Raw genomic sequence first — 25000 nt, 5'->3', positions numbered from 1 at the left:
CACAGGAGAGACGATTGCACCCTCTGCTTTCAGCTGCTTCATGGCTGCATCTACCTCTTTGCGGTCGAGACCGCTGAGTTCTGCGATTTTACCTGCGTTGAGAGGCTGACCAGCCTCTTTCATTGTTGCCAATACTTTTTCTTTTGCGTCCATTGTTTTGATGATTTGATGTTTTGTTTATAATCTTGTTATTAACTCTTGTATTTTGTCTTCCCTTATAATCTTCGGTTGTGCCTTACCTGCCAGAACGAGAATTTTCTTCCCGTTTCTGTAGATGTGCAGCTGTCTGCTTCGTACCACTGCTGTCAAGGTCTCATCATCCTGCATGGCTTGCCATATAGGATAATACACACCTTCTGGTTCAAACAACTTCTTCTGAAGGTGTGAGCACATGTTGGTTGTATCTATTGTCATATCGTTACGTCATATCATTAACATGATTCTGCCAGCTTCTTTTGTGAACATTTCAGGGAAACGGCAGATTGTTGCATACACCTGCTTGCTTGTCACAGGCTGACCGTCCTTTCTCAGGTGCAGCCTATGACGATTGATGGCATCGGCAATCTGGTCGGTTGTCATGCCGCCATTTCGCTTTACCATCACATATACTATGGCTTCTTCTATCTTCATCCTTTATTCATCTGTTTTTCAATCCATGCCATCAATACGGCAACAGCATATTCCTGTTCTTCCTTGGTCAGTGCCCTGCCTGCTGAGATGTGATGCCACTTGAAGAAGCATCCCCGGCAACAACAGCCAGTGGCATGTTGAGCCAGGAAAACAGGATGCCCACGCATGGGAGTCTGCTTGCCGTCGTTCGGTATGACAGCCGGAGCAAGTCTTTTTGCCACAAAGTCCTCTGCGTGTTTTCGTATCGTCGGCAATCCCTTTTCCATTACATACTCCCTGTCTTGCTTGGACAGATGGAACCGGCTGCGAAAATCAGACTTTGCCAATCTCTCAAAGAGATTCGTCAGGTCATACTCTTTCTTATCACCAGGAACGCTTTCTTGCGGCTCTTCCTCTTGGAACAACGATGGATATATGTATTTCTGTGACATCATTATCTGTTGCTTCTGATTTCTAATGTTATATCCATATATGACCGCTTGCCGTCTATATAGTCTGCATAGAGTATTTCTTCGCTTCTGCCTTTCAGAATATGGCACTTACCGCACAGCTCACAGTTGTGCAGACATCTCCATTCATTCAGAACGTAATCCAAACGTTCCTCTCGTGTAGATGATTCAATAGAGGGTGTGCTCATAATCAGTGTCTCCCACAGCGTGGTCAATCAGTGCCTGAAACTCTTCTTCCGTATAGTCTTCTTCCCAACCATACGTTACGTCCTTTATGCCCAAAGTAAACCCTAATGCCTCAGAATAGGATATGCCAATTTCAGCTGCAAGGTCTCTTGCCGCTTGAAAAATCTGCTCTTCTTTGCTTAAGGGCAGTTGTTTCGCTTTCTTATGTTTTTTCTTTGGTTTCCCCATTTGAGTATATTCGTTTAATAATCAGCGTTGATGGGCATCTTGAAATTCCTGTATTTCTTTCGGAGTTCCTCATTTTGCGCCTTCATTTCCTCATACATATCATTCAGTGCGTCAGGAAATCCCCATCCACAAGGGCTTGCCCAACGAAGGCATTGCTTGATTCGGGAATCATACTTGTCCCAAAGGTCATAAAGCACGATGTGGCGCAATGTCTTGTCGAAATTACTCTCAACAGAATCATAGAATTGCTCCCACATGTCTCCATAGTCATAAGTGAACTGACAGGCATTCTCCATATAGAACACCATCAATTCTGCGACTGAATCTTCCGAAGGCTTCAGTTTCTTGAAGTCGGACAATGCCTTGCGGCACACTGAGAAGCGTGTCTTTGGCTCTCTGTTTCTGCTCGGATAGAACTCTTCCCGTATGATGTGCTTATACTCTTCCAGCTTCTGGCCCTCATTCGGCTCTGCATAGAAGTCAAGATATTCCTTTGCCTCTTTCCGTGCAGAATAAAGTTCCAATACCATTTTTATTATTTCACTCTTGTCCATGGACATGAGGACAGACTTTAATTTAGATTTTGACATTTCTGCTCTTTTATCTTAAAAACGGGTCAATCGTTGCCAGCAACTCTGATTTCTGCATCACACCGCTCGTCCTCCACAACACTTCGCCGCGTCTGAACAGCATCAATGTGGGCACAGACTGTATGCCATACTGACTTGCAGTCACCCCATACTTGTCCACATCTACCTTGATGATGCGGATTCTGTCACCCAACACTTCCTTCACCTGCTCAAGGATGGGGTGCATCATCTTGCATGGCTGGCACCAGGTGGCGAAGAAATCGACCAAGACAAGTTGGTCACTTGATATAACGTCTTTGAATGTTTCCATTACGATTTTCTGTAAAATTATGCTATTTTCTTTCCTGTTATCTTACAATACTGCCCTGCAAATGTTAAAATCGAGAAGAATTCAATGAAAAACCTTCGTTATTTCAAAGAATATTCGTACCTTTGCAGCGCTCATCTATAGATAGAAGGAGTTTCGAGACCCGGTTGCCTTTGATGCAATTCGGGTCTTGCGTTTTATAGTGGTGTCTGCAATCTCTTTTTCATCTTCTTTTCCAAAGCCTTTAGTCCATACTCTTTGTTAAGATGGTATGCTGTCAACAGATAGAATCCGTTGCTACGTTGTTGTTCCAAGACAATAACATACTTTTCCACTTTATCATAGATGTATGTTTTCTTGACCTTACGCTTTTTGCCGTCCCTCTCTTCTATGGTAAATACATCCAGATTGTCTGGTGTCAATTCTCTCACATGGTGATTTATCCAATGAAGCCTTTGTGAACGAGCCATCTCGAATACTCGCTTTGGATAAGTCGTACCGTCTTCGTTCTCAACCATGATTTCTTCACAGGTAAGATGCTTGAACAATCTTGCCATGTCAATCTCGCCATCTGTCTTTATAGGATAGATGCGCCACCCTCTGAATGAGAATTGACAGTTATCTTCTATATCACGCTTGAATATTGCATGAAGATCATGCTCTCTTTCTCGTTCACTGAGATATGCCAGTTCCAGCAGCTCAGGGTATTTCTTGATAATATTCAAACTGCTCATTGGCTATTTCAGTGCGATAAAAAACAAATTAAACTTCTTTCTAAATTTGGGAGTTGTGGTGTTGAGACTGATATTACTGTTGTTTTTTTATCTTTTCAATCAGCTTCATTTTGGCTCTCACCCTTCCTTCAACTTCTCCCTTTTCATATCTAAGGTTGTAGTTGATGGCTCCCATTAGAACATCTGCCAATTGGATGAAGACACTTTCGTGTGAACGTATAAACTGAAACCTGCCAATGGAAGAGTTGTATTCCATTATTTTTCTGAGCCTCTCCAGCTTATCGCTACTGCATGTGTCCTTGATATCCATATATATGTTATATGTATAATCCATGTCCATCTTGTGATGCAGCAATTGGTAGTACATGCGAAAGTAGAAATCATTAAACGTATAGTCTTCTCGTTTCTCGTCAATCTGACTCTTGTCAACAACCACAGCCCTAAATTCCATGTCATTCATAAAGAACCAGTCTATAAGCTCTGCATAGACTTTATACGTGGCCTCGTGGACATTTGTCCATTTCAGCTCATCACTATAGCCGTGCTTCTTCTTAATATCTTTTATGGCATCTTTTGCCATGCGGATTTGTGTGTATGCTATACTTGTACATCCCAAAAGCATGTAGGGATGACCGTCATGCACCATGTGGGTGCTTTCATCACAGTAGATGTTGAATGTCTTATTCATTGTATCTGTTTTTTGTTTATTCTTTATTCCTTTTCTTCAGCGGTCCACTATGAGGTCCACGGTTCAGCGTCACACCATGCTTGTTGAGTATGCGGAACACGGAACTTCGGCTTGTGAAGCCGCTGATGGCAAAGATGTCATCTATGCTGTGCCCCTCGTTGTACATGTTCACGATATTCTTCTCACGCTCCAGTTTCGACAGTGCCCTTTCCGACTTCTTGGGCGGCCGGATATTCTGTTGCAGATGGATGATGTGTGCCGATGCCTTGCGCAGCACGGCACACTCCTCAGAGAGTGACCCGAACATACGGATGACCTGTGAGGGCTTGGTGTCGGGGAAAAGTTCGTCAAACGTATCGATGCGGTCTTGGATGGAGATGATGCGAACCACCTTCACACGGCAGTATTCTATGAATGTAGCCAGTTCACGGGTGCCACGCAGTGCGTTACTGAACCTCGACACCACCAGCTCGTCGCCGCGCTCCAGACTCGATATGAGCTGCTTCCACATCGGGCGCAGCCTCTCGTGTTCGGACAGTTCCTCTATCACCTGAACACAGCCGTATTGCTGCATCCAAGCCTTGTCTTCTGCATACTCTTCGCCATTGGTGGCGATAAAGATGTAACCTACTTTTGCCATACTGTTGTACGCTATTAAATGAAATCAAGTGCAAAGGTACACTATTTTTCCGAGAAACAATCATACTTGAACGAAAAATCATACTTAAACACGATAATTTGCCATTTTCTTTTCACTTGATTTCATTGAAAATCATACTCGCAAGTATGATACACAAATAAGATTAAACTTACTGTCATTCTTGCAAATATATCGCTGAAACGCATTAACTTTGCACCGTCAATTTCAAAATCAGACTCAAAATAATGACAACAATGAAATATGAAACCCAACTTTTCGGAGGACAAACCAACCTCCATTGCATGAAGCAAATATTGCATAATGCAAAATCAAACTCGCATGGCTGTATCAGACTTGCCATTTGTATTGCCACTGCGTTTGCCGTAGTCATGCTGACAGCATGTTCAGACGGAAACGGCACGAAGTCGTTCCATTCGAGCGATGAAGCCATCAGAGAGTATCATGGCTTTCTGACCACTCTTCGACAGAACGGCAAGGTCTCAATTCAGACATTAGTTAAGATTGTCAACGAATGGCGCGTGTTGGACGATTCCGTGACATCGTGCATCTCACGTGACACTGTCAGGAAAGCCCACTCATACCCGTTCACGGTATATCATGAGTTGAACGACTCCATCCACATCGAGCTGTGCCGTATGGCGATGTCTAAGCAACGCACCTTTCACGACCTGCTCTATCTCAGAGAACAGACCTCTTCCCATGTTGGTGATGAGGAACTACAGCAAGCCGTGAAGGAAGCACAGCCATTCTTCGCTTCCTTGGATAGCCTGCCTATATATAATAAAGGTGGTAAACAGGCGGTACTGAAGCGTTACCTGCTGTTCCTGCAAAAATCCGCCAAGCAAGGCATTCACGGCAAGGAAGACCTGCTCGCTTTCATCAAGGAAGAGCATTTGTATTTCAAATCCTTCCTGCAATACCTGCCGGATTTTGCTGACGATGACATCGGTGACATCAGACGAAACACCGAACACTGCTGTCGGGAGATACTCCGTGCCGCCGACCGCAAGGATTTGTCCCACAAGGATGCAATGATATACCTCTCCATGCGCACCAACCACCGTCTGCTGCGCAACGCACAAGCGGCTATCGAGGATCTGAATAGTGGCAGGGTAAAGGACGAGCACACCATGCACGCCTACCTCCTGATGATGATGCAGCCGTTCATGACGATGGATGACCTTTCCGTGAGCGTGCTCTCCGACAAGGACAAGGCAGACCTCTACAAAATAGCCGATGCGCTCCCCAAGGAGATGGACGGTCTGGCCAAGAAACTGCACCTCGACAAGCAACGCCTGTCGGATATGCCCATGCTCATGATGAAGATTTATGTCACAAGATTATAAACACCCCAAACAGAGAATACGATTATGTTAGAACAGTTTTGCGATGATTTCCTTGCCGTCGTGCCTTTGCAGTTGCCAGAACTGCTGGACAAGCGCAAGATGGAGAAGCCTGTCAAGTATGACGATTACGTGCTTCTTACTTTCCAGTTGAACACCCCTTTCACGATAGAGGAGGTGATGGATATGCTCGAAGACGAGATGGAAATGATAATCCTCTATCACCACATTCCAAGCCGTCATACGGAGTTCGGACACAGCTGCTGTGCCTATTCCAACCCTTCTTTCGGACGGATGTTCAAGGTCAACGGCTCCACAGATGAGCGTGGCATGGTCAGCCAGATAAAAGTGACCATCTATGACTCGCTGGAGCACATGTCGGCAGATGTATGCCTCGACCTCAGTCTGCATTGCAAGAACGGGTTCTTCAAATACATGAAGCCCAAGGAGGAAGTCCTGCTCGACTTCATTTGAAAGTTACATTTGCCAGATGACAGTCCTGTTCTACCGCAACAACGCTCCATTCTGTTGTCCACAACAAAGGCCAAAGTCATGCCACAAGCTCCCGACCATCTGATGAAGGAAACGCTTTACATGAAGATTATCCATCTTCTCGACCGTCACCGCACATGGCTGGAGATTGAGAGCATCGCCACTGTCCGCAACCACACGATAGTCAGGAACGGCAGAATGACCGACATCCTCAGCCGTGTGCTTGTGGTCAAGGCCATCCACCATCATTTCCCCTACACGAGAGGGCAAGTGTGGCAGATAGCCGAGTACGACTTGGAACAGGCTATCAAGAGCCTTCGGACAACCGACGGAGCTTTCCGTCAGAGAATAATCAAGGGAGAACTGACACTGGAGGATGTGGAGCGTATCATATCCACTGCCACACACGGTGTCGTCCAGCCCGACCTGAGTCCACTTCCATTATTCACATGCTATACATATTATGACAAGTAAGATACTGTTTCTCATCCTGATGTCAGCGTTCTTCTTTGTGACGATGATTCTGCACAGAAGCCGCAGACAGTTTATGACACGGTTCTATCTGCGCATGACCGCGCTTGTGACAGCAAGGAAGCTCTACCGGTTGATGCTGCTCATCCTGCTGTACGTGTTCCACTTCCTCTACCTCTGTGTACACTATAACGACATAGGCGTAGTGGCTTCCACCATAGCGTTTGCCATATTCTTTGTCTTTATGGATGTGGAGAGGTGGCTACAGCGTCTGCACGAGGAGCGGACACCCTTCTGCATCGCCGTGTTGGCGGCAGTGGTGTTTGTCTTCACTCCTCATCTGTTCACGCTTGCTGTCACCATCTCCTTTGTCCTTCTGGCATCACTGTTCTATCCCTCGCGCATAGTCATATCGCTGTGGAAGAACAAGGCTGACCGCAAGATGCTCCTCGAAGACACAGAAATGCTCATCATATACTACTATTAAGTATCACCTGTATCATGCCGTTCCTTTTGTATAATGGAGCTGGCGACAAACAACAGTATTCACCAAACAGATTATTGAAATGAAGAAACAGAAACATAGAACGAGTTCCGGCAAGATGTCTGAACGGATGTCCCTGTTGGAGTTCTTGAAAGAGAGGTCCGGGATAAGGCTGTCGAAGCTCGAAGCCTACCTTGACCTTGTAGACAAGGCTTCTGTACAGTACATCCCCAAGGATCTGTGCAAGCAGGAGTTCAGCCTGTCCAACGGGCAGTTTGTAATCACCATTACCGAACTGGCAGGATGCTGGCATTGGCACCGCGCCACTGTCCGCACCTTCATCGAGCAGTTGGAGAAGATGAACCAGATTTCCGTCACCCGTCTCACGAAGAGCCAAATCATCACCATCCCGATGTTGGCTGAGACACCTGCCGTTTCTCCGATTGACGCAGCCTTGGATGTGTTCCGCCAGAAGATGTGTACCGCATTGGACGAATGGCGAAGCGGCAAGATGTCCGCATCGGCTTGCGCCTCGGAATGTGAACAACTCTACGAAGATGCAACAGAGGAAGTAGCCATTATCTTGCAGAAAGCCGACAATGGCAATTCAATTGGCAAGGTGCCATGCGGAAGAAACATTCCCGAATCTGTAGGACACGCCTTTTGTATGACTGCACTCACAGCTGTCTGCGAAGCCACCTTCCATCAGGTGCTTTCGCAGGAAACAGATAACGCCCTCGTTACCTCCCTTCTTCCCTTCTTTTACAAAGACCTGGGAGGAGACTGGCTCTCATTCATCGAGGCGGCAAAGGCAATATCAGAATTGGCATTGGATGGCAGCTCACCAGCCTTGCATCAGGAAAGCGCAGCCATCAAGTCACAGTTTCAGTCACTCTGCCGACCGTTCCTTGCCATTGTAGCCAACCAAGAGGGCTCCTGTCCATCAAAAGGCTGTATTAACCTCTAATAATCACCGTACAACGCTTCTTCTTTTCTACTGGCACAGTGTTTACACGTCTGCCATTGCTGTAAAATAATCGGGCTTGCCCGTTGGTCGGAAATGAGGGAATTTGGGTAGCCTAATACCCCTCTTGGTCTCCGACCATCGGGAGGCTGTCCTTACAAGCAGCAAGCTGGAGACAGGAGAGTTGTACACACATAAAAGGAAATAGGTTATGGCAACACCAAAACAGGTTATGGATTTCCGACCATCTAAGGGAATCACCACAGCACAGAGCAACGAGCACCAACGCCGTTGGACGGAAAAGGGTTGGGGATCCGCTGAATCAACAGGCAACTACGACCGCAGCCGTGAGCGGCTCAACTTCGAGGTTCGGGGCGGCAAGGTTTGTCCTATAGACAAGAGCCGAAGCATCCCGGAGCGCATGGCAGACATCCTGCGGAGCCGTGGAATCAAAGACCCCAACGAGGGACTGGCAGAGCCACGCTTCCGCACAGTGGTCAATTTCATCTTCGGAGGCTCACGAGAACGTATGACAGAATTGGCATTCGGTGACCAGAAGGTGAATCTCACTCACGGAGCGGACAATTCGCATCTAACCCGATGCAAGGACATTGAGGAATGGGCAAAGGATGTTTACCGCTTTGTTGCGGACAAATACGGTGAGGAGAACATCGTCGCTTTCATCTTACACTTGGACGAAACCAATCCGCACGTTCACTGCACCCTCTTGCCAATCAAGGACGGCAAGTTTGCATACAAACAGATATTCGCCGGAAAGGACAAGTACGAGTTTTCTGCCAGGATGAAAGCCCTGCACAGCGAATTTGCCGATGTCAACAAGCGTTGGGGCATGGAGCGCGGAACTTCCGTCTCAGAGACGGGAGCACGCCACCGCACCACCGAAGAATACCGCCGCCAGCTGTCAGAACAGTGCACCACCATTGAGCAGTCCGTCGCCACCCATCAGCGGACACTCGCCTCGCTCCAATCGGACATCCGTCTGGCAGAGCGGAGAGTAAAAGGACTCACCTCAATGGTCAACAACCTCTTGCAGGAGAAGGCTGAGAAGGAGGCGGCACTTGCTGAATTGCATCGGCAGATTCTTGCAGGTCACGACAATCCTGATGCTCTCCGTCAGCAAGTCCAAGAGCTGGAGCAGGAACTGTCCGCTATCCAGTCGAAACTGGACGACAAGCAGGAGAAGCTCTCAGAGGCTGACCGCAAGCTCGATGCCCTGCGTGAGGAGATGACCGCCATGAAGGAGCGCACGGAGGAGTTGCGGCAGGAGGCACACAGATATTCCGATACTATCCGACAAGGTGCGGACACCGTTCTCAGAAATGCCCTTCTCGAAAACATGGTCAGCGAGTTCTCCGAACGTGTGGCACGGCTTTCCAATGAGGGCAAGGACGTGTTTGACGGTTCCCTGCTTCAGGCCTTTGCGGAGAATGGAACGGAGGTGATGTACTGTGCCACGCTTCTATTCCTCGGCTACGTCGATGATGCCACCACCTTTGCCGAAGGTCATGGCGGTGGCGGCAGTTCGTCCGACCTCAAATGGGGACGTGACGATGACGAGGATGAACGCGCTTGGGCACGCCGTTGCATGATGAAAGCTGCACGCATGATGCGCCCCTCTTCCGGCAAAAGGAAGAAACGATAAGCGGCACTGTCACGTATCACCTGTTATAGTATTCACCAGATTAAATTGAACAACATGAGAAAAATACTTATTCTATCCCTTGGCTTCGCCCTTTCATTGGGTGCGCAAGCCAAAGACTATCACCGCACGGCGGACACCACCACCGTTGTATGCAGACTTTCGGCAGACGGTATGCTTCGTCCGCTTAAACCTTCCTACATGAAAGGGGCATTGGTAGCTTCGCCATGGACGGACAACTGGTTTGTCCAAGCGGCAGGAGGAACTACGGTCTTCCTCGGCAAACCGCTCGGATGCAACGACCTATTCGGTCGCATGAAACCGGCATTCTCCGTGTCGATCGGCAAATGGTTCACACCTTCCGTCGGCGGTCGTCTGAACTATGGCGGTATGCAGTTCAACGACTGCAACAACTCCTCGCAGGACTACCAGTACCTGCGTGCTGATTTCATGTGGAATGTCCTCGGCAACCTCTACAAGGACGATGTACACACTCTTGCCAGATGGAGTGTCATTCCATACGTGGGCGTGGGTATGCTGCACAACAAGGTGAATGCCCACAAGCCCTTTGCCATTTCCTACGGCATACAGGGGCAGTATCATCTCTCCCCACGCATTGCTGTTACGGCAGAGATAGGCAACATGACCACCATGCAGGATTTTGACGGCTATGGCAAGGCACACCGCCTTGGCGACCATCTGCTGTCCGCATCCCTCGGCCTCTCTGTCCGCATCGGCAAGACTGGCTGGAAGCGAGTGATAGACGCTCGCCCGTACATCGCACAGAACGAATGGCTTTCGGCATACGCCTCATCCCTTTCTGACAGCAACAGCCGCTATCACGCCCAGCACGATCGAGATTGTCAGACTCTGGAGCAGCTGCGCAAGATTCTTGCCATCGAGGGACTTCTGGACAAGTACGGCCACCTCTTTTCTGACGATGCCGCTTCTTCCGTCACAAATGGCTATCCTCGAAACGACTACAGCGGTCTCAACTCGCTGCGTGCAAGAATGAGAGACAAGTATGGTAATGGTCAAAAGACAAAGGTCATGGAGTCCGCCTCTTGTACAGAAGAATATGGCAATGCTGAAGGTGAGCCGGAAGACGATTACCTATCGCTCATCCACTCAGGAAAGGCTTGCATAGGTGCGCCCATCTATTTCTTCTTTGAACTTGGCACTGACAGGTTGCTCAACAGGTCACAGCTCGTCAATCTCGACGAAGTAGCACGCATCGCCAAGAAATATGGCTTGAAAGTTAAGGTCATCGGCGCTGCCGACAGTGCCACAGGCAGTGAAGCCATCAATGATAACCTCAGCCGTTCCCGTGCCAGATTCATTGCAGAGGAACTGATGAAACGTGGTATGGAAAATGGCACCATCTCTCAGATTTTCGATGGCGGCATTGACGATTACTCGCCCAATGAGGCGAACCGCCATACCAGAATCCTGCTGTATCTATAGCCAGACATACAGCTCCGAACAAGAGCACTAAAACTTTTTTTTCATTGATAAATTTTAGAAAGGGAGGGCTTGTCCGTGATGGATAGGCCCTCCCTTAATCATATATGTATTAACGCATATTCTATGCGCATATCTTTTTTTTATCCGTGTTTCTCAGTACTTGACCAGTCAAGCAGGAAGTCATATATACTCATTATCTGTATGCCGTTTTCGTCGCTCCACTGCTTGGTATGTTCTCCCACGATCAGCAGTTTGCGGAAAGAGTCATCTACAAGACGCAACGACCGTTTCTCCTGTTCCATCTTTTCTGCATCGGGCATACGCCACGCCGACTGGATGTAGATCCGCTCGCTCCCTTTGTTGCAGACAAAATCCACTTCCAATGTCACCCTCTGCTGCTTTCCTTCCGTATTCCTCACTCGATGATAGACGTTACCCACATCCACGAGCCATCCTCGCATACGCATCTCATTGTAGATGACGTTCTCCATGATATGTGTCGGCTCGCTCTGACGGAACGACAGAATAGCATTCCTCAGACCTACGTCCTGGTAATAATACTTGGACAACGAACCTATGTATTTCCGTCCTTTGATGTCGAACCTTTCGGATTTTTCGATAAGGAAAGCATCCTGCATATATTCCAGATAAGCCGACACTGTCTTGTCGGTTATGCTCTGCACATTGCTTACGGACTTGAACGTATTGGCTATATTCAGTGCATTGACAGGTGCTCCTATACTGGATGCTACGGTCTTCGACAATTCTTCAAATTCAGGTCTCAGTTCTATGTTGTTCCGCTCGTAGATGTCACGTAGATATACCGTGCGATAAAGGCGACGCAGGAAATCAGCCTTCTTCTCATCCCCAACCTGTGTAAGTAGTTGCGGCAAACCTCCGTACAGTCTGTATTCAGCCCAACCGTCTTCTTTCGAACCATCATACACCGTCATGAACTCCTTGAAGGATAGTGGCCACACATGTATCTCGTCACCTCTGCCTCGGAATTCCGTCACCAGGTCAGAGGACAGGAAACGCGAGTTGGAGCCTGTGACATACACATCCGCCCCTTCGGTAACTGACAAGGAAGAGAGCACCTCTACAAAGTCTTCCACCTCCTGCACCTCGTCGATGATGATATAATAAGTCTCATAGTCAATCATCATCTTTTCCACCCAGTCCAACAGGTAGTCCGGGTTCTTGAACTCTCTGTTCTTCCTACTCTCCATGTCGATGACGAGAATATGGTCTTCTCTCACGCCCTCATCCAATAGATGCTGATGAAAGAGTTTCTTCAGAAGGAACGACTTGCCTGAACGTCGCAATCCTGTGATTATCTTTATGAGCCCGTTGTTCTTTGAACGGCTCAACTGTTCTATGTATCTATATCTGTTTACTATCATATTTTACGAAAAACTGTCACTTGTGACACTTTTTCGGAGGCAAAGTTATATATTTTATCCTAAATCAAAGAAAGAAATAAAGAAAAATGCACTAAAAATCAATGATTTTCCTGTTTTGTAGTGTCTATTCCACTTGCCGATGCCCATTTTTCTTTGCAAAGTTACTGCCCGGGCGAATGGTCAAGTACCGCCATGCTAACAGGCAGAGGACTGAACGACAGCTTTCCGCAAATCAAAGATTTGGGTATTTCATTAACTCCTCCGTCTGTTTTCTTGCCTTATCGCCCTCATTCCGCAGTCTTTTGATGCACGAAAAATCAGTTCCCGACAAGAGGAGCCGAAAGGCTTCAAAAGGAGGGAAGAAAAACAAGTTGAACAAATAATTTCTTTGCGTATGGAATTACACAGATTATCAGAAAACGAGCAGGCATTTGTCGAGTGCTTCTCACGGTTCGTAAACGGTCAGATGGGGTCAGCCGCCAAGGTAGGCAATGCCCTTGCAGATGACCATCGCTATCTTATCAACGAAAAGGGCAAGGTGGTGTTTGCCTTCTTGGAACGCCTTGCCAACGACTATCAAAAAGGTCGTTATGACCAGCGTGACGAGTGGGTGTGCCGATTGGCAGCAGAGGCCATCGAACACCTTGTAGAGAACAGAATGTATTACAGAACACTTAACAACGATTGACTATGGCAAGCAGATTGATTACACCCGTATTGGAGGAGATACTGAAATCCTATCCTCTGTATTCACAGGACGGCAAAGGCAAGGATGCCGTTTGTGTGGCAATATTCTTCATCGGACACGTCCGTTGGTTCGTACTTGAAGGACAGCCGGAAGGTAACGACACCACGTTGTTCACCATCGTATGCGGTCTGCATGAAACGGAGTATGGCTATACCTCCGTCAATGAAATGGAGAGCGTAAAGGTGGATGGCTCCAAATATGGAGTGGACGAGATATTTCAAGTGGAGCAGTTGGACGGCTTCAAGCCGGTGAAACTGAAGAGCATTCCAGACGAGGATTTACAAGCATTCCTTCATAATATGGAATGACCCCAAATTAAATCAGCCGCAGGGACATTACTCCTTGCGGCTGACTATTGTTAGTACCTACTATGAGTAGTAAAGCCTACGATTAGTATATACTACGATACTACTCTCATCTTCGGAAAGCGGACTTGGCAACGTGCTCCTCTTGTACCTCTTCCTTCTGGTACTCCTCCATGTCAAGCAGTTGCTCATACGCAGAGCTGATGTTTGCGTCCATAGAATGGTTGTGGCTGAAAGGGAAGGTATGCTTCACAGAGAGTCCTGCATTGGTCACAGTCCCCACATCCAGGCTATCCTTATCCTTGTTATATTGCAGGTTCAGCAAACCACCATTCGGCATTTGGAATATCGGCATTTTTCGCTGCGCCAATTCCGAAAACTCTTCGGCGGTCATCTCCCTCGCCACAGCCTTCACGTCCTCACTGGCACGTCCTATGCCATAGCGAGTGATATGGTCACGCACTTCTTGCTCCGTATGCTTCAGGAACACCTCATACGTACCGCCGACACTCCCGTTATAGACCACTGCAAAGTCCTTGTCCTCTATTAGCAGGTCATCGCCTCTGTTCTGGCACGGCTTCCTGTAGGTCTGCTCCTCGTCCATGCCGTTCCCGTCATAGTATTCCTTGGCAAGCGTCAGCAGTCCTTGATAGTCACCTTTCTCCTTTAGCTTATCCAGTTCCGATGTGTCATCCGTTGATTGGAGATAGGCGATGGAGGCATAATAGACGTTTTCTTTCGATTGTGAAGGCTCTGTCAGGCTTTTGTACTGGGCAAAAGCCTCCTGATAATTGGTGTCAAGGTCTTTGCCGTGGTCGTAAGGAACAGAGAGTTTCACTTCCAGACCGTTACTCGTCGGCACAGCAATCTTTACAGAGTCCTCCTTCTCATGATGCTGGATATATACAGCAGAACCATTAGATGCCAAGACTGCATGGTCGCCGTCATCTATGGATAGATAACTTTTCCCTTGCCCGTTTTCCTGCTCAGCCTTTTTCTCCTGGTCTATCTCCATAGCAATCTTGTCGATATGCTGCGTGAGCATTGAGGTAGCTTTTTTCACATCGAGTAGCGTGGTCTTGATGAACTGCGGCGACTCCTTCAGCGAATCCAGCCAAGACTTCAAATAGGCAGCCGAATCTCCTTTCAGATGCTTTGTCATGCCATACCGCTGAGCGGTCAGCGCAGCCGTCAGTTCTGCCACCAGTTCCTCGCGTGCATACTCTGCCGAGCCGAAGGTAGCGGGCTTGATGCGGTCTAACTGTCCCTCCGCACCCGTGGAGTGTCCCATCTCGTGGAAAAGGTTCGAGTAGAAAGACTCCCCATCCTTGAACTGCCTTTTCTCAGGCATCACAATCTCATTCTTGCTGATGGAGAAATAGGCGGAATCACCGAACATCGGTTTGATGGGACATATCCAACGGTTGTCCGCTATCATCCTATCCACGGGTTCAAAGGCAAACTGCTCGTCCTTCTCTACCTTGGGCATCGAGTATTCCTGTTCCAGTTTCTCCCAAAACTCTGGTCTGACCTCCTTCAGGTTGGTCTGCGCCACATTGAAGACATGGTAAGTCTGAAGCTTTGGATATACATTGTACTTTTCGCGCTCTTCCTGAGAGAGCAGTTTGTAGTCCTCCCACTTGATGTGTTCCTTTGTTTCCTTATTGACCACCGTAAACGTGGTGAGCATCACGGGGAAAGAATGCTCACCTTTCAGTACTGACACACGGGGCTTCTGTTCCTCGTCTTTCTTGCCAGTTTTGTTAAACTGCTGTATGCGGTCGAAGGTACAGAAGCGAGGAATCTTGTAACCCTCCTTCTCGCAATGCAGGAGCAACATCATAGCGTTCATGCCATTATATTCTCGTCCGTTCAGGTTTTTCGGCCATTGCAACGCACCTTCAGTAAACCAGGGCTTTTTCCATCCGTCTTTGCCCGACAGCGACTGAATACGCTCAATCATCATATCGGCAAACAGGTCGAGTGCCTTGTCTTCGGCACTCGGACCTTCCTTAGCATAAGGCTTTCCCATAGTCAATTAACCATTATAGGGCTGCGGAACATATTCGCTCATTTCAGACACTCGGCAGGAGAAGTCCAGTTTGTCATTGAAGACACTGACAGACAATGCCCCTTTGATGTTCGCTTTCACGCCTGGTTGCAGCCATGCCTCGCATTTGCCATCGAATAGGAAGAAACTTACCCAGATGTATTCAAATCCGTCCTGTACTTTCTCTGCGCTGAAAGCGGAGAACTGGCAGTACGGCACACCATTCTTGTCCGTCTTGTCCTCAATGCTCTTGCCCACCTTGCCGCGGAACTCCATCACGCCCTTGATGCAGTCCTCTGCCTCGTCAGGCTGGTGGCTGATGCTGCTTGCCGACAGGTTGAAATAAAGGACATCGCCCCATTTTCTTGGTACCAATACACCGGCTACCTCAATGCGTTCGCCGATGTTGCAGCTGCCCACCTCCGTCAGTGTCCCATCTTTGATGACCGACACCTCGATGGTCTTGTTAATCCCGCTCTTCGCTGGAATGACTACGTTCATGGCAAAGCTCACGAATGCCTTGCCCTCCTTGTTCGTGCGGCAGGTCGCAGCCTTGCTGACCGTTCCGCACACTGTTACATTACATTTGATCATTGCTCGATACTATTTGAATTATACATATCCATCGTCCAAGTGAAATGTCTTAGCAATGACAATAATCTCTTTTCAATCATCATATACTAGCGCACGTATCAGTTCATAGACTATCCACGCTGCTATGATAAGTTGGAAGCCGAGATAGATGATGGCCACGGTCTGACCGAAAAGCCATTGGGTAAGCATGAAGTGTCCTGCCACAGCTACCATACCCACCAGCAATGTACACAGATGACTTGCTATCCTTTTCATTTCCTTTGCAGATTTTGTTGTTGACTCTCAGCCTCCATCCCTTGCTCGAAGTTCTGCGAAGCCTGCTGTGTCGCCACGATGCCTGTCACCATTCCCGCAATCTTCGTCCGTTTGCTTTCTTCCGACAGATTGGCATTGCCCAAAATGAGCGACAGGCGGTTCATCTCCGAGGAGGTCAGTTCACGGTCAATCTTCACCGTACCGCTCTCTGCATGAAGCACAGTCTTGCCGTTCTCACCCACAGTAATGGTGCATTGCCTCATGCCTGGAACAAGCGAGGTCAAATCTACGAGCCGGTTGGCTGCCATGGCAGAGATAAGTCCTTTTTGTCGTTCCTCATCATTGCTGTCAATCTGCGCTGCCAACATCATCAGCGACATGAAGGTGGTCATCGCCATGTCGAGTATAGGGTCATTCGTTCCCGAAATGCCCACGCCGCTGTCCTCCGAGGAAAGGATTTTCTTCATCCAGTCCTCCGACGAAACCTTCTGCTCCTGTGGCGCATTGCTCTTGTATTTTGCCAACAGGTCATTGCCGTTATGCAGGGCCTGTAGCTTGATGTTGCCTTTCTGTCCGATTTCTGCCAGATAAGCGGCTGGATCCATATCCCTTTTTGAGCCGTCAGCCGATACACTCTTCACTCCGAAATGCAGATGCTCGCCAGTGGTTCTGGTGCCGGTATTTCCCGACACCCCCAACTTCTGACTGGCATTAACCACGTCACCTACCTTTACTGCTATGTCAGACAGATGCAGGTAGGAGCATTGCACCTTGCTGCCATCCTCACGGCTGTATTCCACGGTGACGGATTTCCCTCCTGCCGTGTTCGCATTATGGTTCACCGCCACCACCTTGCCGCCGTTCTCCGTGGCCAACACCGCCTCATGGTTCGTCTTGATGTCAATGCCCTTGTGCATCTGCTGCTTGGTGGCATCCATCGGATCCTGGCGATTGCCGAAAGGCGAGGTGATGAAGAGAAACTCCTCTCGCTCCACAGGAAAGGAATACCCGGCAGACTGCGGTACATGGGCAGCAGGCATTTCTCTACGAGGATTATTCTCCACCCCGAACGACCGACCTTCTGCCCGCATCTCAGCCATCACCTCACTGTCATACTTGTCCAGTCCGTTGGCTTCAATGATGCGCTGCAGACTTGCAGCATAACCGCCGCCCGTGGCATAGCCGGCACGCTCAATGCCTTTCGTCCATCCCTTGTAGTCGTCAGGCGACAGCGTGAAGCACTGCGCATAACGCTTGTTCTGCTTCAGGAACTGCGAGTGATGCTCATAACTGTCACCCACGCTTTTGTACTTACAGAATTTCTCGTTGGGCCTATCATCCGTATAGACTCCATACTCTCCGCCATTCTTCAACCACGATGCCGTAGCCTTGATGCCAAAGTGGTTGTTGCATTCGCGCGACAGTTGGCTCTGTCCGTTGCTGCTCTCCAGTATGGCTTGCGCCAAGATGACGGAGGCAGGAATCCCATACATCCGCATCTGTTCTTTGGCTTCCTCCGCATATTGTGCGGCATACGCTGCGTTCTTTCCCATAAGCCTATCTCCTTAGACTGGTGTGTTGTTCTGTTTCTTGACTTTCCTGTGCCATCTGCTTTCCTGTCTCTTTTCCAGGTGACACCATCTCCGTAATTCCACGCTTCGATGATGTTGTCTGCTTCGGCATTTCCAACTGGTCACAGATGGCCACCCGTTCACCAGCACGAATGAGCTTCGGCAGATAGGTGTCGAGGGCATGATATGGGAATCCTGCCATTGCCAACGGCTTGCCTTCATCATCCTTGCGCCCATTGCTCTTTGTCAGCGTAATACCCAATATTTTGGATGCCTTCACCGCATCATCCTTGTAGGTCTCATAGAAGTCACCGCAGCGAAACAAAAGAATGGCATCAGGATGCTTCTTCTTCAAGTCAAGATATTGTTGGACAAGGGGAGAGACAGCAGCCTTGACAGCCTTTTCATCCTTCTTTTCTTCTTTCTTTTCCTCTTGTTTCTTCTCTTCCCTTTGTTCAGAGCTTTTATCTTCCTTAAGTACCACTTCCTTCTGTTCATCATGCTTATCGACAATTGCCGTCTCCGCTTGCTTCACCTCCGTCGCTTCTTCCTGCTTCTCTTGTGTACTTTGCTCGACATTGTTGTCTTTCTGCAATACATCAGCAAACAGCGAGGCGGCAAGGTTCTGCTTGTAGGAATCCCTGTCAGGAGCCACCCACAATCGTTGCCATTGTGACGGACTGACACTTCTCGGCTGCAACTTCTTGCCGTCAATAGTGGCTGCACACAGGCATTCGCCCGATTTGGCACGGAATACTGCCACACGCTGGATGCGGTTCAAATCAACCTCCTGCTCATTACCTCCGAAGATGTCCACCTTCAGGTCGGGTTTCGCCTCTGCCATAGCATAATACTTCTGTGCCAGTTCCTCACGCACACGCTCGATGTTGTCCATCGACTGCTTCAAGGTGGTGAAGAAATGATTGAGGTCTCCTTTGTCGGGATAGACGGCAAAGCCCTCCTTACCTTCGGGCTTGATGTACAATGCCCACCGCTCCTTGTCATCCTTTACCAACTGCACATTGTCGAAACCGATGTCACGGCTGTGGGTTACGGCCTCAGAAGCATCCAACGAGGATAGGTCTTCGATAGACCAGTTGCGCAGTCTTGATACCGTGATTTTCTTGTCGGCGAAATAACTGTCGTCGGGACGGAAGCCCAAGGCTCCGTCGGGATTGTAGAAACGCACGTTGTCATAACCCTCTTTCTGCAAGGCATTGGTGAAGCGTTGCTTGTTCATGCCCTTGATCTCGTTGTTCACCTCCAACGATGCACCCTGTGGCAGCACCACATCGGCGGTCTTGCTGGCATCATCACGCACGATGACCACAGTACGCTGCTCCTCGTTGGGATGCTGCTTGATTTCGTCTGCTACGAAGTAGTGGTTGGGCAACTGCACCTGTATCTGCGCCGTCTCTCGCTGATGCTGGTCGGTGGCATACTCCACCTTTTCACCCAGTTCGGCTTTCTTCAACACCTTCAGCGCACCGTTCACCTCACTCTCGATGGCATCAATCAGACAAGGGTCTTCCTTCAGTTCCCTCGTCCAATAGTCCACCATGCTAAGGCTGTCCTTTGACAGACGGGCAGGCAGTCCCAGTTCGAGCATCTTCACGCCCGAAGCTATCTCAGTGATGAGTCGTTCCTTCTTCACGGCATCCTCCGACGGGGCTTTGCCGTTCTTCATGACCATGCCCTCACGTGCCAACCGCTGCTGATGACCGGTGGCAGACACCAACTGACGCATCATCTCCTGTACATAGTCATTGTAGTGCTCGAAGTCACGCTGCCGTGGCAGGTAGATGACATCCTTCTCGGTGTCGTAGTGCGCCACACCCGTGCCGTCCTGACGTACATTCACGAGGTTGTCCTTCATCTTCTGAAGGAATCCGTTGACGCACCCATGCAGCTGCTTGTCCTCCTTGTCGCCATAACCTCTATCCTCCACCGTGCCATCCTTCTTCAATGCCGTAGTGTAGGCTGTTTCGTTAGCCATAGGCAGTAGCGTCTGGTCGATATTGAACAGCACACGGATCTCACGGTTTTTCACTCCCTTGTACTGCTGTTTGTCCTGTTCCGACAGTTCTGCGTATGCCTCCTTGGTGATGACATCGTCGGGATTGTTGCGGTTGACGTACTTATTCCAATTGTAATACAGGAACGGCACACCTTTCTCATGCTCCCTCACGCTCTCACCCCGTGCCTTCGCTTCGGAGAACTGCGTAAACAGATTGCTCTTGCAACCCTTGGCATCGGAGTCAAGGGCAAGGACAAGGGCATTGAACGGACTGACCGAAAAGCCCTTGGGATAGAGCTTCGGATAGAGTTTGCCGCTTGCATTCAACCAATGTCCCTTGGCATCCACCGCACTCGTCAGTGCCTCAGTGAGCAGCGACACCTGCTTCTCCGCCGTCCGCTTCTCAAATTCTGATTTCTCTTTCATGCTTTTATCTTTTTGTTTATCTCAATCACATTCTATAATTGGCTTACCAAGCCACCGTTCCCGACAATTTTGTTGTCGGGCTTCACTGTATTCCCCTCGGTCGCACCACGCTCTCCCGTGCCTGCTCTTCGTACTGCATTGCTGCCATCTGTCGCATCTGGTCGTTCTTGGCAAGTATGGCGTTAGCCAATGTATTCAGCGGCAATGCCCCCGACTGATGCGCCCCAATCACACTGTCAGGCAGTTGAATGGTACAAGGCACATGGTCAATGTTGGCAACGAGACACCGCCCTTGCAGCATCGGGTTGCTGATACGAGGATTGAGTGGTTCATCAGGATATTGGCGGTACTGAATGCGAGATGCAGCAGGACTAACTGTAGGTGCAATGCCTTCCTGCTGTTTCCTGCCCAGCACCTCATGTCCCGCTTTGTTGAGCAGATTGGCACCTCCCATACCCATCAACAGCATCTTCAGTATAGGATTCTTCACGAACATTCCAGCCACGATAGAGGCCAAAGGAAGGAGGCTATTGTCCATATTCAGCGATTTTGTCTTGCCAGTGAACAGTCCCACCAGTACATCGGGCAGCATCGCCAACACATAACCAAGGTTCTTGCCGATGTCTGAAAAGCCGTTCAGTCCAAAACTCTGCAACAGCCCGTCCCATCCATTTTCGTTTGTTTGTAAGGCTGTTTCCTCCTGCTGGACTACAGATGGTGTTGCCTCTTCAGTCGATGAATCAGGAGTTTCTTTCGGTTCTGCCTTCTTCTCCTTCTCAGCCTCTGCATCCAGTCTCGCCTTAACCTCCAGATACTCGTCTTCCTGTCCAGGCGCAACTATCAAGGGCACATCCTTGTACTTGCCTGTACGTTTGGTTGCTTCGTTTCTCTGAGGGTCAAGGAACGTACCTTTGTTCCAAGGAAAAGAGGTCTGCTCGGTTTGTTTCGTCCAATCCATAAAAGTGATATTGCTCGTGGGAATCTTGTTCTTGAAATGGCTGTTGGTAGCCTTGATATAGCTGTTCTCGTGGTTCTTGATGACTTTTGCCTGTTTGCGGAATGAGGCGAAGACGTTGGTGCCCGTACCGAAAACTCCCTTGCTGATACACTCCTCGACACAGACCTCTTGGCTGCTACCTTTCTTGCTTAGGTGCTCCATGCCGACATTCATCACCATATCGATACCGACAAACTTGGCGAAGGTTGCCCATGAGCCAATCCCTCCCATGGCCACGACATCGGCACCCGCTCCGGCTGCCCATCCCGCTGCCTTCTCTGTTCGAGAGGGCTTATAGGCTGCCTCTCCTTTGGCTTCTATCTCTGCGGCAAGGGGTGACTTGTTCAGTTCGTAGGGCAGACCGAACAGACTGCTTTGTGCCGCCTTGCGGATGATATAGTCGGCAGAAGATGTTGGCATACGGTCTTTCACCATTTTTTCTATCATCAGCTGCTCCATGCGGTGATCGATATAGGCGTATGCCAAATCACAACCGAGTTGTTTAGAGAGTGCATCGTACCGCTCTCGTCCTATCTCCGTCACCACCGCCTTGCGCCATTCCTCAGCCATCACGGCAAGGTCACGCTGCATATCCTTGTTGCCGACAATAGCCTCCTTGCACATCGCCAGATAGTCTTCGGTGGTCTTGCTGTTCCACTTGCCTGTAATCTTCAGCGTGGCGTATGGGTCATCACCAGGCATATTGGCAGTGGCCAATGAGCGTAGGATGCCAGCCGTACTGTTGGAGTAGGCTCGCATCTCGTCTGCCTGTCTGTTGGACAAGTCCCGTTGCACCCTGCCCATCACGGGGGCAAGGTGACACCCGAAGTAGTCGCCCATCAGACGCTCTATCTCTGCGAATCGCTGACTGTTCTTAACTGCCATATACCTTGTTTATATATTATACTGCTGTAATATCTGTTCCTTTGTCTGCTCGATGGCATTGTGATATATCTCCATCTGCTTAGGATAGTGTTCCTCCAACCATGCGTCCTTGTCCACTTGGCAGTGGATGAACTGCACGGCCATACGTTCCTCAATCTCCACGGAGGGTTCCCCCTCTTCCTTACCATTGAACCATGCCTTTGTCCACCATCTCACGCCAGCCCGGTCGGGATAGACGCTCACTATCCTCGGAATGTCGAAGCTCTGGATATCCACGTCCAAGTCGGCAAGAGGGTCGATGATGCCGTCATGCGTCAGGGCTTGCTCTTGGAGTTTTTTTTTAACACCTCGTCCATCGTGGAGAGATATACCTGATGTCGCATGGCAAGATAGTTGAGAAAGTCGGCAATGAGCAGGTTCTGCACCTTAGTCGCCAAAGGCATACAGCGGTTGCCGATGCCCAAGGGATTAGCCATGCTCGGCATGGTCTCGTAGAAATAATGCTTGCTCGCTCCCAACGAGAAGATGTTTCTCAACGACTGCTCCGTATGTTCGGGCAGAGAGTATGCTCCTTGTTGAAGGTCCTCGAAGTAGGAGGGAAGGAAGCGGAGCATCAATGCCTCTATCTCCTGACGGTCGGTGTCGTAGGGTGAAGGGATGTTCATGTCCAGTTCATTGATGCCCATTTGGGAATTGTGCTCCAATGCCTTGATATTGCCGTAGAGCATGGTGAGGAACTCCAACGGATTGATTTCCTCTCCGTCAAACCTCACCTCCATGTGCAGCAGGTCGCCACTGATGGCGATGGTCTGACCGGCCTTGACGCTTTGGGAGAAGTTGGCGAAGACATTGGAGAGATGCCTGTAAGTCACTTCGTATTTGCCGTAGCGGATGGTCTGGTAGATGCCATGCTCCGCGTCCGACCCAATGGCAGAGACGGTTCCCGTTGCCACCGCCGACAGCAGGTAATGGTTCACTGAGAAGTCTATGCCGTGATGGAAGAATGTTTCTCCCGTCACGGGATTTTTCTGCTCTCCGTAACCCAAGGACATCTGCACGTCCTGCTTTATAGGCTCCTCAAACGGCATACAGTAGCCGCTCGATGAGCGCAGTATCATTTCTTCTGTATATCTCATATCACTGTATATTGGTTATCGTTTCATCCCTCTGCTTTGGGTCTCTGCTTCTTTCATGTTCTGCCCATGTGAAGACGTACCGCCTCTGTTAGGCAGAGTTTGCGCCACCTTAGAATTGTTCCCGATGATCATCGCTCCAAGCAGGGCACCCGCAATCTTGCTCATCCAACCAAAGCGTCCGAATACCATGAAGGCGGCAGCCACCAGTCCGACGATGCTCATACCCGACACGTTGCCCTTGCCGATATTGCCAAAGAGATTGCCTATCATGTCGCATCCTACGCCTCCGAACATATTCCTAAAGAAATCACTGATGCCGCTGAACTGGGTGTCCATCTTTCCGGCTACAGTGTTCACCGCATCAACGGCTTCACCAGCCTTGCCCGTCAGACGTTGCACATCGTTGGCGGTTTGTGCCACCGCTTCCGTGGCATTCTCGCCGATGACAGCATCACCTACGATGCGTGCCACGCTCTTGTCTGTGGTCAGCTTCTCCCATGTCACATAGCCTGCGGCACTACCCACTGCGGCCGTCTGCATAGCCTTGCCGGCTCCCATAAGGGTGCGTTGCGGGTGGAGTGCCGCACTGCCTAAGGTCTTTCCAGTTACTCCGATGACATGGCCAGTACCTCGTGCCGCCTTGCCACCATATTTCAATAATGAACTCCAAAATCCCATATCTTATCGTTTTTTAATCACGGTTTGACTTCGTCTTCTTCTGTCACGACTCGGCATAGCTCGAACAAGTTCGGCTCTGCTCTCGCTGCTCCATCAGTTTACGTTCTTGCCCACCTGCTTCCACCGCCTCTTGGCAGCCGCTGCTATCTCGGCTTTGTTCGCTTTGGTGGGTCTTGCCCCTTCGTCTATCTCCATCCAAACATCGCCCATGGTGGTGTATTTCACCGCCCTCGTCAGTCGCTTCAACTGCTTGTTCATCTTCTTCAGTTTGGGTCGGATGCCGAAGACTATCTCCACACGCTCCTTCTCGGTCATCTTGTTGCCCGACAGGCATACCGTGCGTATGTCATTAACTATCTCGATGCTGTTCATAATCAGCTCGCGGTATATCTTGTTGCGCTTGGCTGACAGGGCTACGGCAAGTCCGTTGGCAGGATGGGCATCCAACTGCGCCACCAATCCACCCATATTGTCCACCAACTGACCTATCTCGTGATAGAAACCATATATCTGTGCGGCATAGCTGACGATGGAACGGAAGGAGTCCAGATAGTTGTTGAACTCCCGCTGCAGGTCGGTAGTGG

Annotated in this window: 28 protein-coding genes and 1 pseudogene; 9 read left to right on the top strand and 20 right to left on the bottom strand. The window is 49.4% G+C overall.

Annotated elements, in window-relative coordinates:
• Positions 1–177: 177 nt before the first annotated feature.
• The 9 genes and pseudogenes from BACCOPRO_RS13555 to BACCOPRO_RS13515 form a co-directional block, all read right to left on the bottom strand.
• A complete protein-coding gene (locus BACCOPRO_RS13555; RefSeq protein WP_005816304.1) occupies positions 178–414 on the bottom strand; it encodes a hypothetical protein in 237 nt (78 codons plus the stop codon).
• A gap of 9 nt (positions 415–423) precedes the next feature.
• Complete coding sequence (locus tag BACCOPRO_RS13550) at positions 424–630, bottom strand: hypothetical protein (protein ID WP_005816302.1); 207 nt, start codon at positions 628–630, stop codon at positions 424–426.
• The gene (locus tag BACCOPRO_RS13545) at positions 627–1064 is read right to left on the bottom strand and encodes a DUF4186 domain-containing protein (RefSeq protein ID WP_005816300.1); all 438 of its coding nucleotides are present in this window, start codon (positions 1062–1064) and stop codon (positions 627–629) included. Before BACCOPRO_RS13545 ends, BACCOPRO_RS13550 begins: the two co-directional genes overlap by 4 nt.
• Before the next feature lie 183 nt (positions 1065–1247).
• The gene (locus tag BACCOPRO_RS13540) at positions 1248–1493 is read right to left on the bottom strand and encodes a hypothetical protein (protein ID WP_005816298.1); all 246 of its coding nucleotides are present in this window, start codon (positions 1491–1493) and stop codon (positions 1248–1250) included.
• A 14-nt stretch (positions 1494–1507) separates the two neighbouring features.
• Positions 1508–2083 carry a DUF6155 family protein gene (locus BACCOPRO_RS13535; RefSeq protein WP_007837469.1) on the bottom strand — a complete coding sequence of 192 codons (576 nt, stop codon included), beginning with the start codon at positions 2081–2083 and terminating at the stop codon, positions 1508–1510.
• 10 nt (positions 2084–2093) lie between these two features.
• A complete protein-coding gene (gene trxA, locus BACCOPRO_RS13530; protein WP_005816294.1) occupies positions 2094–2393 on the bottom strand; it encodes a thioredoxin in 300 nt (99 codons plus the stop codon).
• Between the two features lie 194 nt (positions 2394–2587).
• Positions 2588–3124, bottom strand: coding sequence for a hypothetical protein (locus tag BACCOPRO_RS13525; protein WP_005816292.1), 537 nt, complete (start codon positions 3122–3124; stop codon positions 2588–2590).
• Between the two features lie 3 nt (positions 3125–3127).
• Positions 3128–3812 (bottom strand): annotated as a pseudogene (locus BACCOPRO_RS13520) (DUF3800 domain-containing protein).
• 16 nt (positions 3813–3828) lie between these two features.
• Positions 3829–4452 (bottom strand): recombinase family protein, encoded by a 624-nt coding sequence (locus BACCOPRO_RS13515; RefSeq protein WP_005816288.1) that lies wholly within the window; start codon positions 4450–4452, stop codon positions 3829–3831.
• A gap of 254 nt (positions 4453–4706) precedes the next feature.
• Here BACCOPRO_RS13515 and BACCOPRO_RS13510 point away from each other — a divergent pair, with 254 nt between their 5' ends.
• The 7 genes from BACCOPRO_RS13510 (at position 4707) to BACCOPRO_RS13480 (ending at position 11351) form a co-directional block, all read left to right on the top strand.
• The gene (locus tag BACCOPRO_RS13510; protein ID WP_005816286.1) at positions 4707–5819 is read left to right on the top strand and encodes a hypothetical protein; all 1113 of its coding nucleotides are present in this window, start codon (positions 4707–4709) and stop codon (positions 5817–5819) included.
• A 24-nt stretch (positions 5820–5843) separates the two neighbouring features.
• The gene (locus BACCOPRO_RS13505; protein ID WP_004319947.1) at positions 5844–6290 is read left to right on the top strand and encodes a hypothetical protein; all 447 of its coding nucleotides are present in this window, start codon (positions 5844–5846) and stop codon (positions 6288–6290) included.
• Positions 6291–6368: 78 nt separating this feature from the next.
• Complete coding sequence (locus tag BACCOPRO_RS13500) at positions 6369–6782, top strand: hypothetical protein (RefSeq protein WP_005816283.1); 414 nt, start codon at positions 6369–6371, stop codon at positions 6780–6782.
• A 73-nt stretch (positions 6783–6855) separates the two neighbouring features.
• Positions 6856–7266 carry a hypothetical protein gene (locus tag BACCOPRO_RS13495; protein WP_246497763.1) on the top strand — a complete coding sequence of 137 codons (411 nt, stop codon included), beginning with the start codon at positions 6856–6858 and terminating at the stop codon, positions 7264–7266.
• Positions 7267–7345: 79 nt separating this feature from the next.
• A complete protein-coding gene (locus BACCOPRO_RS13490; protein ID WP_005816280.1) occupies positions 7346–8230 on the top strand; it encodes a hypothetical protein in 885 nt (294 codons plus the stop codon).
• A gap of 208 nt (positions 8231–8438) precedes the next feature.
• Positions 8439–9890, top strand: coding sequence for a MobV family relaxase (gene mobV, locus BACCOPRO_RS13485; RefSeq protein ID WP_005816278.1), 1452 nt, complete (start codon positions 8439–8441; stop codon positions 9888–9890).
• Positions 9891–9944: 54 nt separating this feature from the next.
• A complete protein-coding gene (locus BACCOPRO_RS13480) occupies positions 9945–11351 on the top strand; it encodes an OmpA family protein (RefSeq protein ID WP_005816276.1) in 1407 nt (468 codons plus the stop codon).
• Between the two features lie 140 nt (positions 11352–11491).
• On the opposite strand, the gene BACCOPRO_RS13475 is transcribed toward BACCOPRO_RS13480, so the two are convergent.
• The gene (locus BACCOPRO_RS13475; RefSeq protein WP_005816273.1) at positions 11492–12754 is read right to left on the bottom strand and encodes an ATP-binding protein; all 1263 of its coding nucleotides are present in this window, start codon (positions 12752–12754) and stop codon (positions 11492–11494) included.
• Between the two features lie 394 nt (positions 12755–13148).
• Between BACCOPRO_RS13475 and BACCOPRO_RS13470 the strand changes: the two genes are divergently transcribed.
• Together BACCOPRO_RS13470 and BACCOPRO_RS13465 are read left to right on the top strand one after the other, a co-directional pair.
• Positions 13149–13442, top strand: a complete 294-nt coding sequence (locus tag BACCOPRO_RS13470) for a hypothetical protein (protein WP_005816271.1) — start codon at positions 13149–13151, stop codon at positions 13440–13442.
• A 2-nt stretch (positions 13443–13444) separates the two neighbouring features.
• Complete coding sequence (locus BACCOPRO_RS13465; RefSeq protein ID WP_005816269.1) at positions 13445–13810, top strand: DUF2958 domain-containing protein; 366 nt, start codon at positions 13445–13447, stop codon at positions 13808–13810.
• Positions 13811–13916: 106 nt separating this feature from the next.
• On the opposite strand, the gene BACCOPRO_RS13460 is transcribed toward BACCOPRO_RS13465, so the two are convergent.
• The 10 genes from BACCOPRO_RS13460 to BACCOPRO_RS13415 form a co-directional block, all read right to left on the bottom strand.
• Positions 13917–15839 carry a zincin-like metallopeptidase domain-containing protein gene (locus tag BACCOPRO_RS13460; protein ID WP_008144455.1) on the bottom strand — a complete coding sequence of 641 codons (1923 nt, stop codon included), beginning with the start codon at positions 15837–15839 and terminating at the stop codon, positions 13917–13919.
• Positions 15840–15845: 6 nt separating this feature from the next.
• Positions 15846–16451: a hypothetical protein gene (locus BACCOPRO_RS13455; RefSeq protein ID WP_005816265.1), complete on the bottom strand. Its 606-nt coding sequence runs from the start codon at positions 16449–16451 to the stop codon at positions 15846–15848.
• A 72-nt stretch (positions 16452–16523) separates the two neighbouring features.
• The gene (locus BACCOPRO_RS13450) at positions 16524–16706 is read right to left on the bottom strand and encodes a hypothetical protein (protein WP_005816263.1); all 183 of its coding nucleotides are present in this window, start codon (positions 16704–16706) and stop codon (positions 16524–16526) included.
• A complete protein-coding gene (locus BACCOPRO_RS13445; protein WP_005816260.1) occupies positions 16703–18259 on the bottom strand; it encodes a glucosaminidase domain-containing protein in 1557 nt (518 codons plus the stop codon). Before BACCOPRO_RS13445 ends, BACCOPRO_RS13450 begins: the two co-directional genes overlap by 4 nt.
• Positions 18260–18263: 4 nt before the next feature.
• Positions 18264–20720, bottom strand: a complete 2457-nt coding sequence (locus BACCOPRO_RS13440) for a MutS N-terminal domain-containing protein (RefSeq protein WP_005816257.1) — start codon at positions 20718–20720, stop codon at positions 18264–18266.
• Positions 20721–20802: 82 nt separating this feature from the next.
• Positions 20803–22602 (bottom strand): hypothetical protein, encoded by a 1800-nt coding sequence (locus tag BACCOPRO_RS13435; protein ID WP_005816255.1) that lies wholly within the window; start codon positions 22600–22602, stop codon positions 20803–20805.
• 9 nt (positions 22603–22611) lie between these two features.
• Positions 22612–22884, bottom strand: a complete 273-nt coding sequence (locus BACCOPRO_RS13430) for a hypothetical protein (protein ID WP_007897422.1) — start codon at positions 22882–22884, stop codon at positions 22612–22614.
• A gap of 32 nt (positions 22885–22916) precedes the next feature.
• Positions 22917–23738, bottom strand: a complete 822-nt coding sequence (locus BACCOPRO_RS13425) for a M23 family metallopeptidase (RefSeq protein WP_005816253.1) — start codon at positions 23736–23738, stop codon at positions 22917–22919.
• Positions 23739–23753: 15 nt separating this feature from the next.
• On the bottom strand, positions 23754–24416 hold the full coding sequence (locus tag BACCOPRO_RS13420; protein WP_005816251.1) for a hypothetical protein: 663 nt from the start codon (positions 24414–24416) through the stop codon (positions 23754–23756).
• Between the two features lie 93 nt (positions 24417–24509).
• Positions 24510–25000, bottom strand: a 491-nt coding sequence (locus BACCOPRO_RS13415; RefSeq protein ID WP_008144454.1) for a hypothetical protein, incomplete at its 5' end; no start/stop codon positions are given.

Source organism: Phocaeicola coprophilus DSM 18228 = JCM 13818, from assembly GCF_000157915.1.
Lineage (GTDB): Bacteria > Bacteroidota > Bacteroidia > Bacteroidales > Bacteroidaceae > Phocaeicola > Phocaeicola coprophilus.
The sequence above is the reverse complement of the archived record's forward strand: the minus strand, read 5'-3'. Positions and strand labels throughout refer to the sequence as shown.

Excerpts from the sequence above, each read along its gene's own strand:
- BACCOPRO_RS13555 (WP_005816304.1), bottom strand. The coding sequence starts at position 414 with ATGACAATAGATACAACCAACATGTGCTCACACCTTCAGAAGAAGTTG.
- BACCOPRO_RS13550 (WP_005816302.1), bottom strand. The coding sequence starts at position 630 with ATGAAGATAGAAGAAGCCATAGTATATGTGATGGTAAAGCGAAATGGC.
- BACCOPRO_RS13545 (WP_005816300.1), bottom strand. The coding sequence starts at position 1,064 with ATGATGTCACAGAAATACATATATCCATCGTTGTTCCAAGAGGAAGAG.
- BACCOPRO_RS13540 (WP_005816298.1), bottom strand. The coding sequence starts at position 1,493 with ATGGGGAAACCAAAGAAAAAACATAAGAAAGCGAAACAACTGCCCTTA.
- BACCOPRO_RS13535 (WP_007837469.1), bottom strand. The coding sequence starts at position 2,083 with ATGTCAAAATCTAAATTAAAGTCTGTCCTCATGTCCATGGACAAGAGT.
- trxA (WP_005816294.1), bottom strand. The coding sequence starts at position 2,393 with ATGGAAACATTCAAAGACGTTATATCAAGTGACCAACTTGTCTTGGTC.
- BACCOPRO_RS13525 (WP_005816292.1), bottom strand. The coding sequence starts at position 3,124 with ATGAGCAGTTTGAATATTATCAAGAAATACCCTGAGCTGCTGGAACTG.
- BACCOPRO_RS13515 (WP_005816288.1), bottom strand. The coding sequence starts at position 4,452 with ATGGCAAAAGTAGGTTACATCTTTATCGCCACCAATGGCGAAGAGTAT.
- BACCOPRO_RS13510 (WP_005816286.1), top strand. The coding sequence starts at position 4,707 with ATGAAATATGAAACCCAACTTTTCGGAGGACAAACCAACCTCCATTGC.
- BACCOPRO_RS13505 (WP_004319947.1), top strand. The coding sequence starts at position 5,844 with ATGTTAGAACAGTTTTGCGATGATTTCCTTGCCGTCGTGCCTTTGCAG.
- BACCOPRO_RS13500 (WP_005816283.1), top strand. The coding sequence starts at position 6,369 with ATGCCACAAGCTCCCGACCATCTGATGAAGGAAACGCTTTACATGAAG.
- BACCOPRO_RS13495 (WP_246497763.1), top strand. The coding sequence starts at position 6,856 with ATGACACGGTTCTATCTGCGCATGACCGCGCTTGTGACAGCAAGGAAG.
- BACCOPRO_RS13490 (WP_005816280.1), top strand. The coding sequence starts at position 7,346 with ATGAAGAAACAGAAACATAGAACGAGTTCCGGCAAGATGTCTGAACGG.
- mobV (WP_005816278.1), top strand. The coding sequence starts at position 8,439 with ATGGCAACACCAAAACAGGTTATGGATTTCCGACCATCTAAGGGAATC.
- BACCOPRO_RS13480 (WP_005816276.1), top strand. The coding sequence starts at position 9,945 with ATGAGAAAAATACTTATTCTATCCCTTGGCTTCGCCCTTTCATTGGGT.
- BACCOPRO_RS13475 (WP_005816273.1), bottom strand. The coding sequence starts at position 12,754 with ATGATAGTAAACAGATATAGATACATAGAACAGTTGAGCCGTTCAAAG.
- BACCOPRO_RS13470 (WP_005816271.1), top strand. The coding sequence starts at position 13,149 with ATGGAATTACACAGATTATCAGAAAACGAGCAGGCATTTGTCGAGTGC.
- BACCOPRO_RS13465 (WP_005816269.1), top strand. The coding sequence starts at position 13,445 with ATGGCAAGCAGATTGATTACACCCGTATTGGAGGAGATACTGAAATCC.
- BACCOPRO_RS13460 (WP_008144455.1), bottom strand. The coding sequence starts at position 15,839 with ATGGGAAAGCCTTATGCTAAGGAAGGTCCGAGTGCCGAAGACAAGGCA.
- BACCOPRO_RS13455 (WP_005816265.1), bottom strand. The coding sequence starts at position 16,451 with ATGATCAAATGTAATGTAACAGTGTGCGGAACGGTCAGCAAGGCTGCG.
- BACCOPRO_RS13450 (WP_005816263.1), bottom strand. The coding sequence starts at position 16,706 with ATGAAAAGGATAGCAAGTCATCTGTGTACATTGCTGGTGGGTATGGTA.
- BACCOPRO_RS13445 (WP_005816260.1), bottom strand. The coding sequence starts at position 18,259 with ATGGGAAAGAACGCAGCGTATGCCGCACAATATGCGGAGGAAGCCAAA.
- BACCOPRO_RS13440 (WP_005816257.1), bottom strand. The coding sequence starts at position 20,720 with ATGAAAGAGAAATCAGAATTTGAGAAGCGGACGGCGGAGAAGCAGGTG.
- BACCOPRO_RS13435 (WP_005816255.1), bottom strand. The coding sequence starts at position 22,602 with ATGGCAGTTAAGAACAGTCAGCGATTCGCAGAGATAGAGCGTCTGATG.
- BACCOPRO_RS13425 (WP_005816253.1), bottom strand. The coding sequence starts at position 23,738 with ATGAGATATACAGAAGAAATGATACTGCGCTCATCGAGCGGCTACTGT.
- BACCOPRO_RS13420 (WP_005816251.1), bottom strand. The coding sequence starts at position 24,416 with ATGGGATTTTGGAGTTCATTATTGAAATATGGTGGCAAGGCGGCACGA.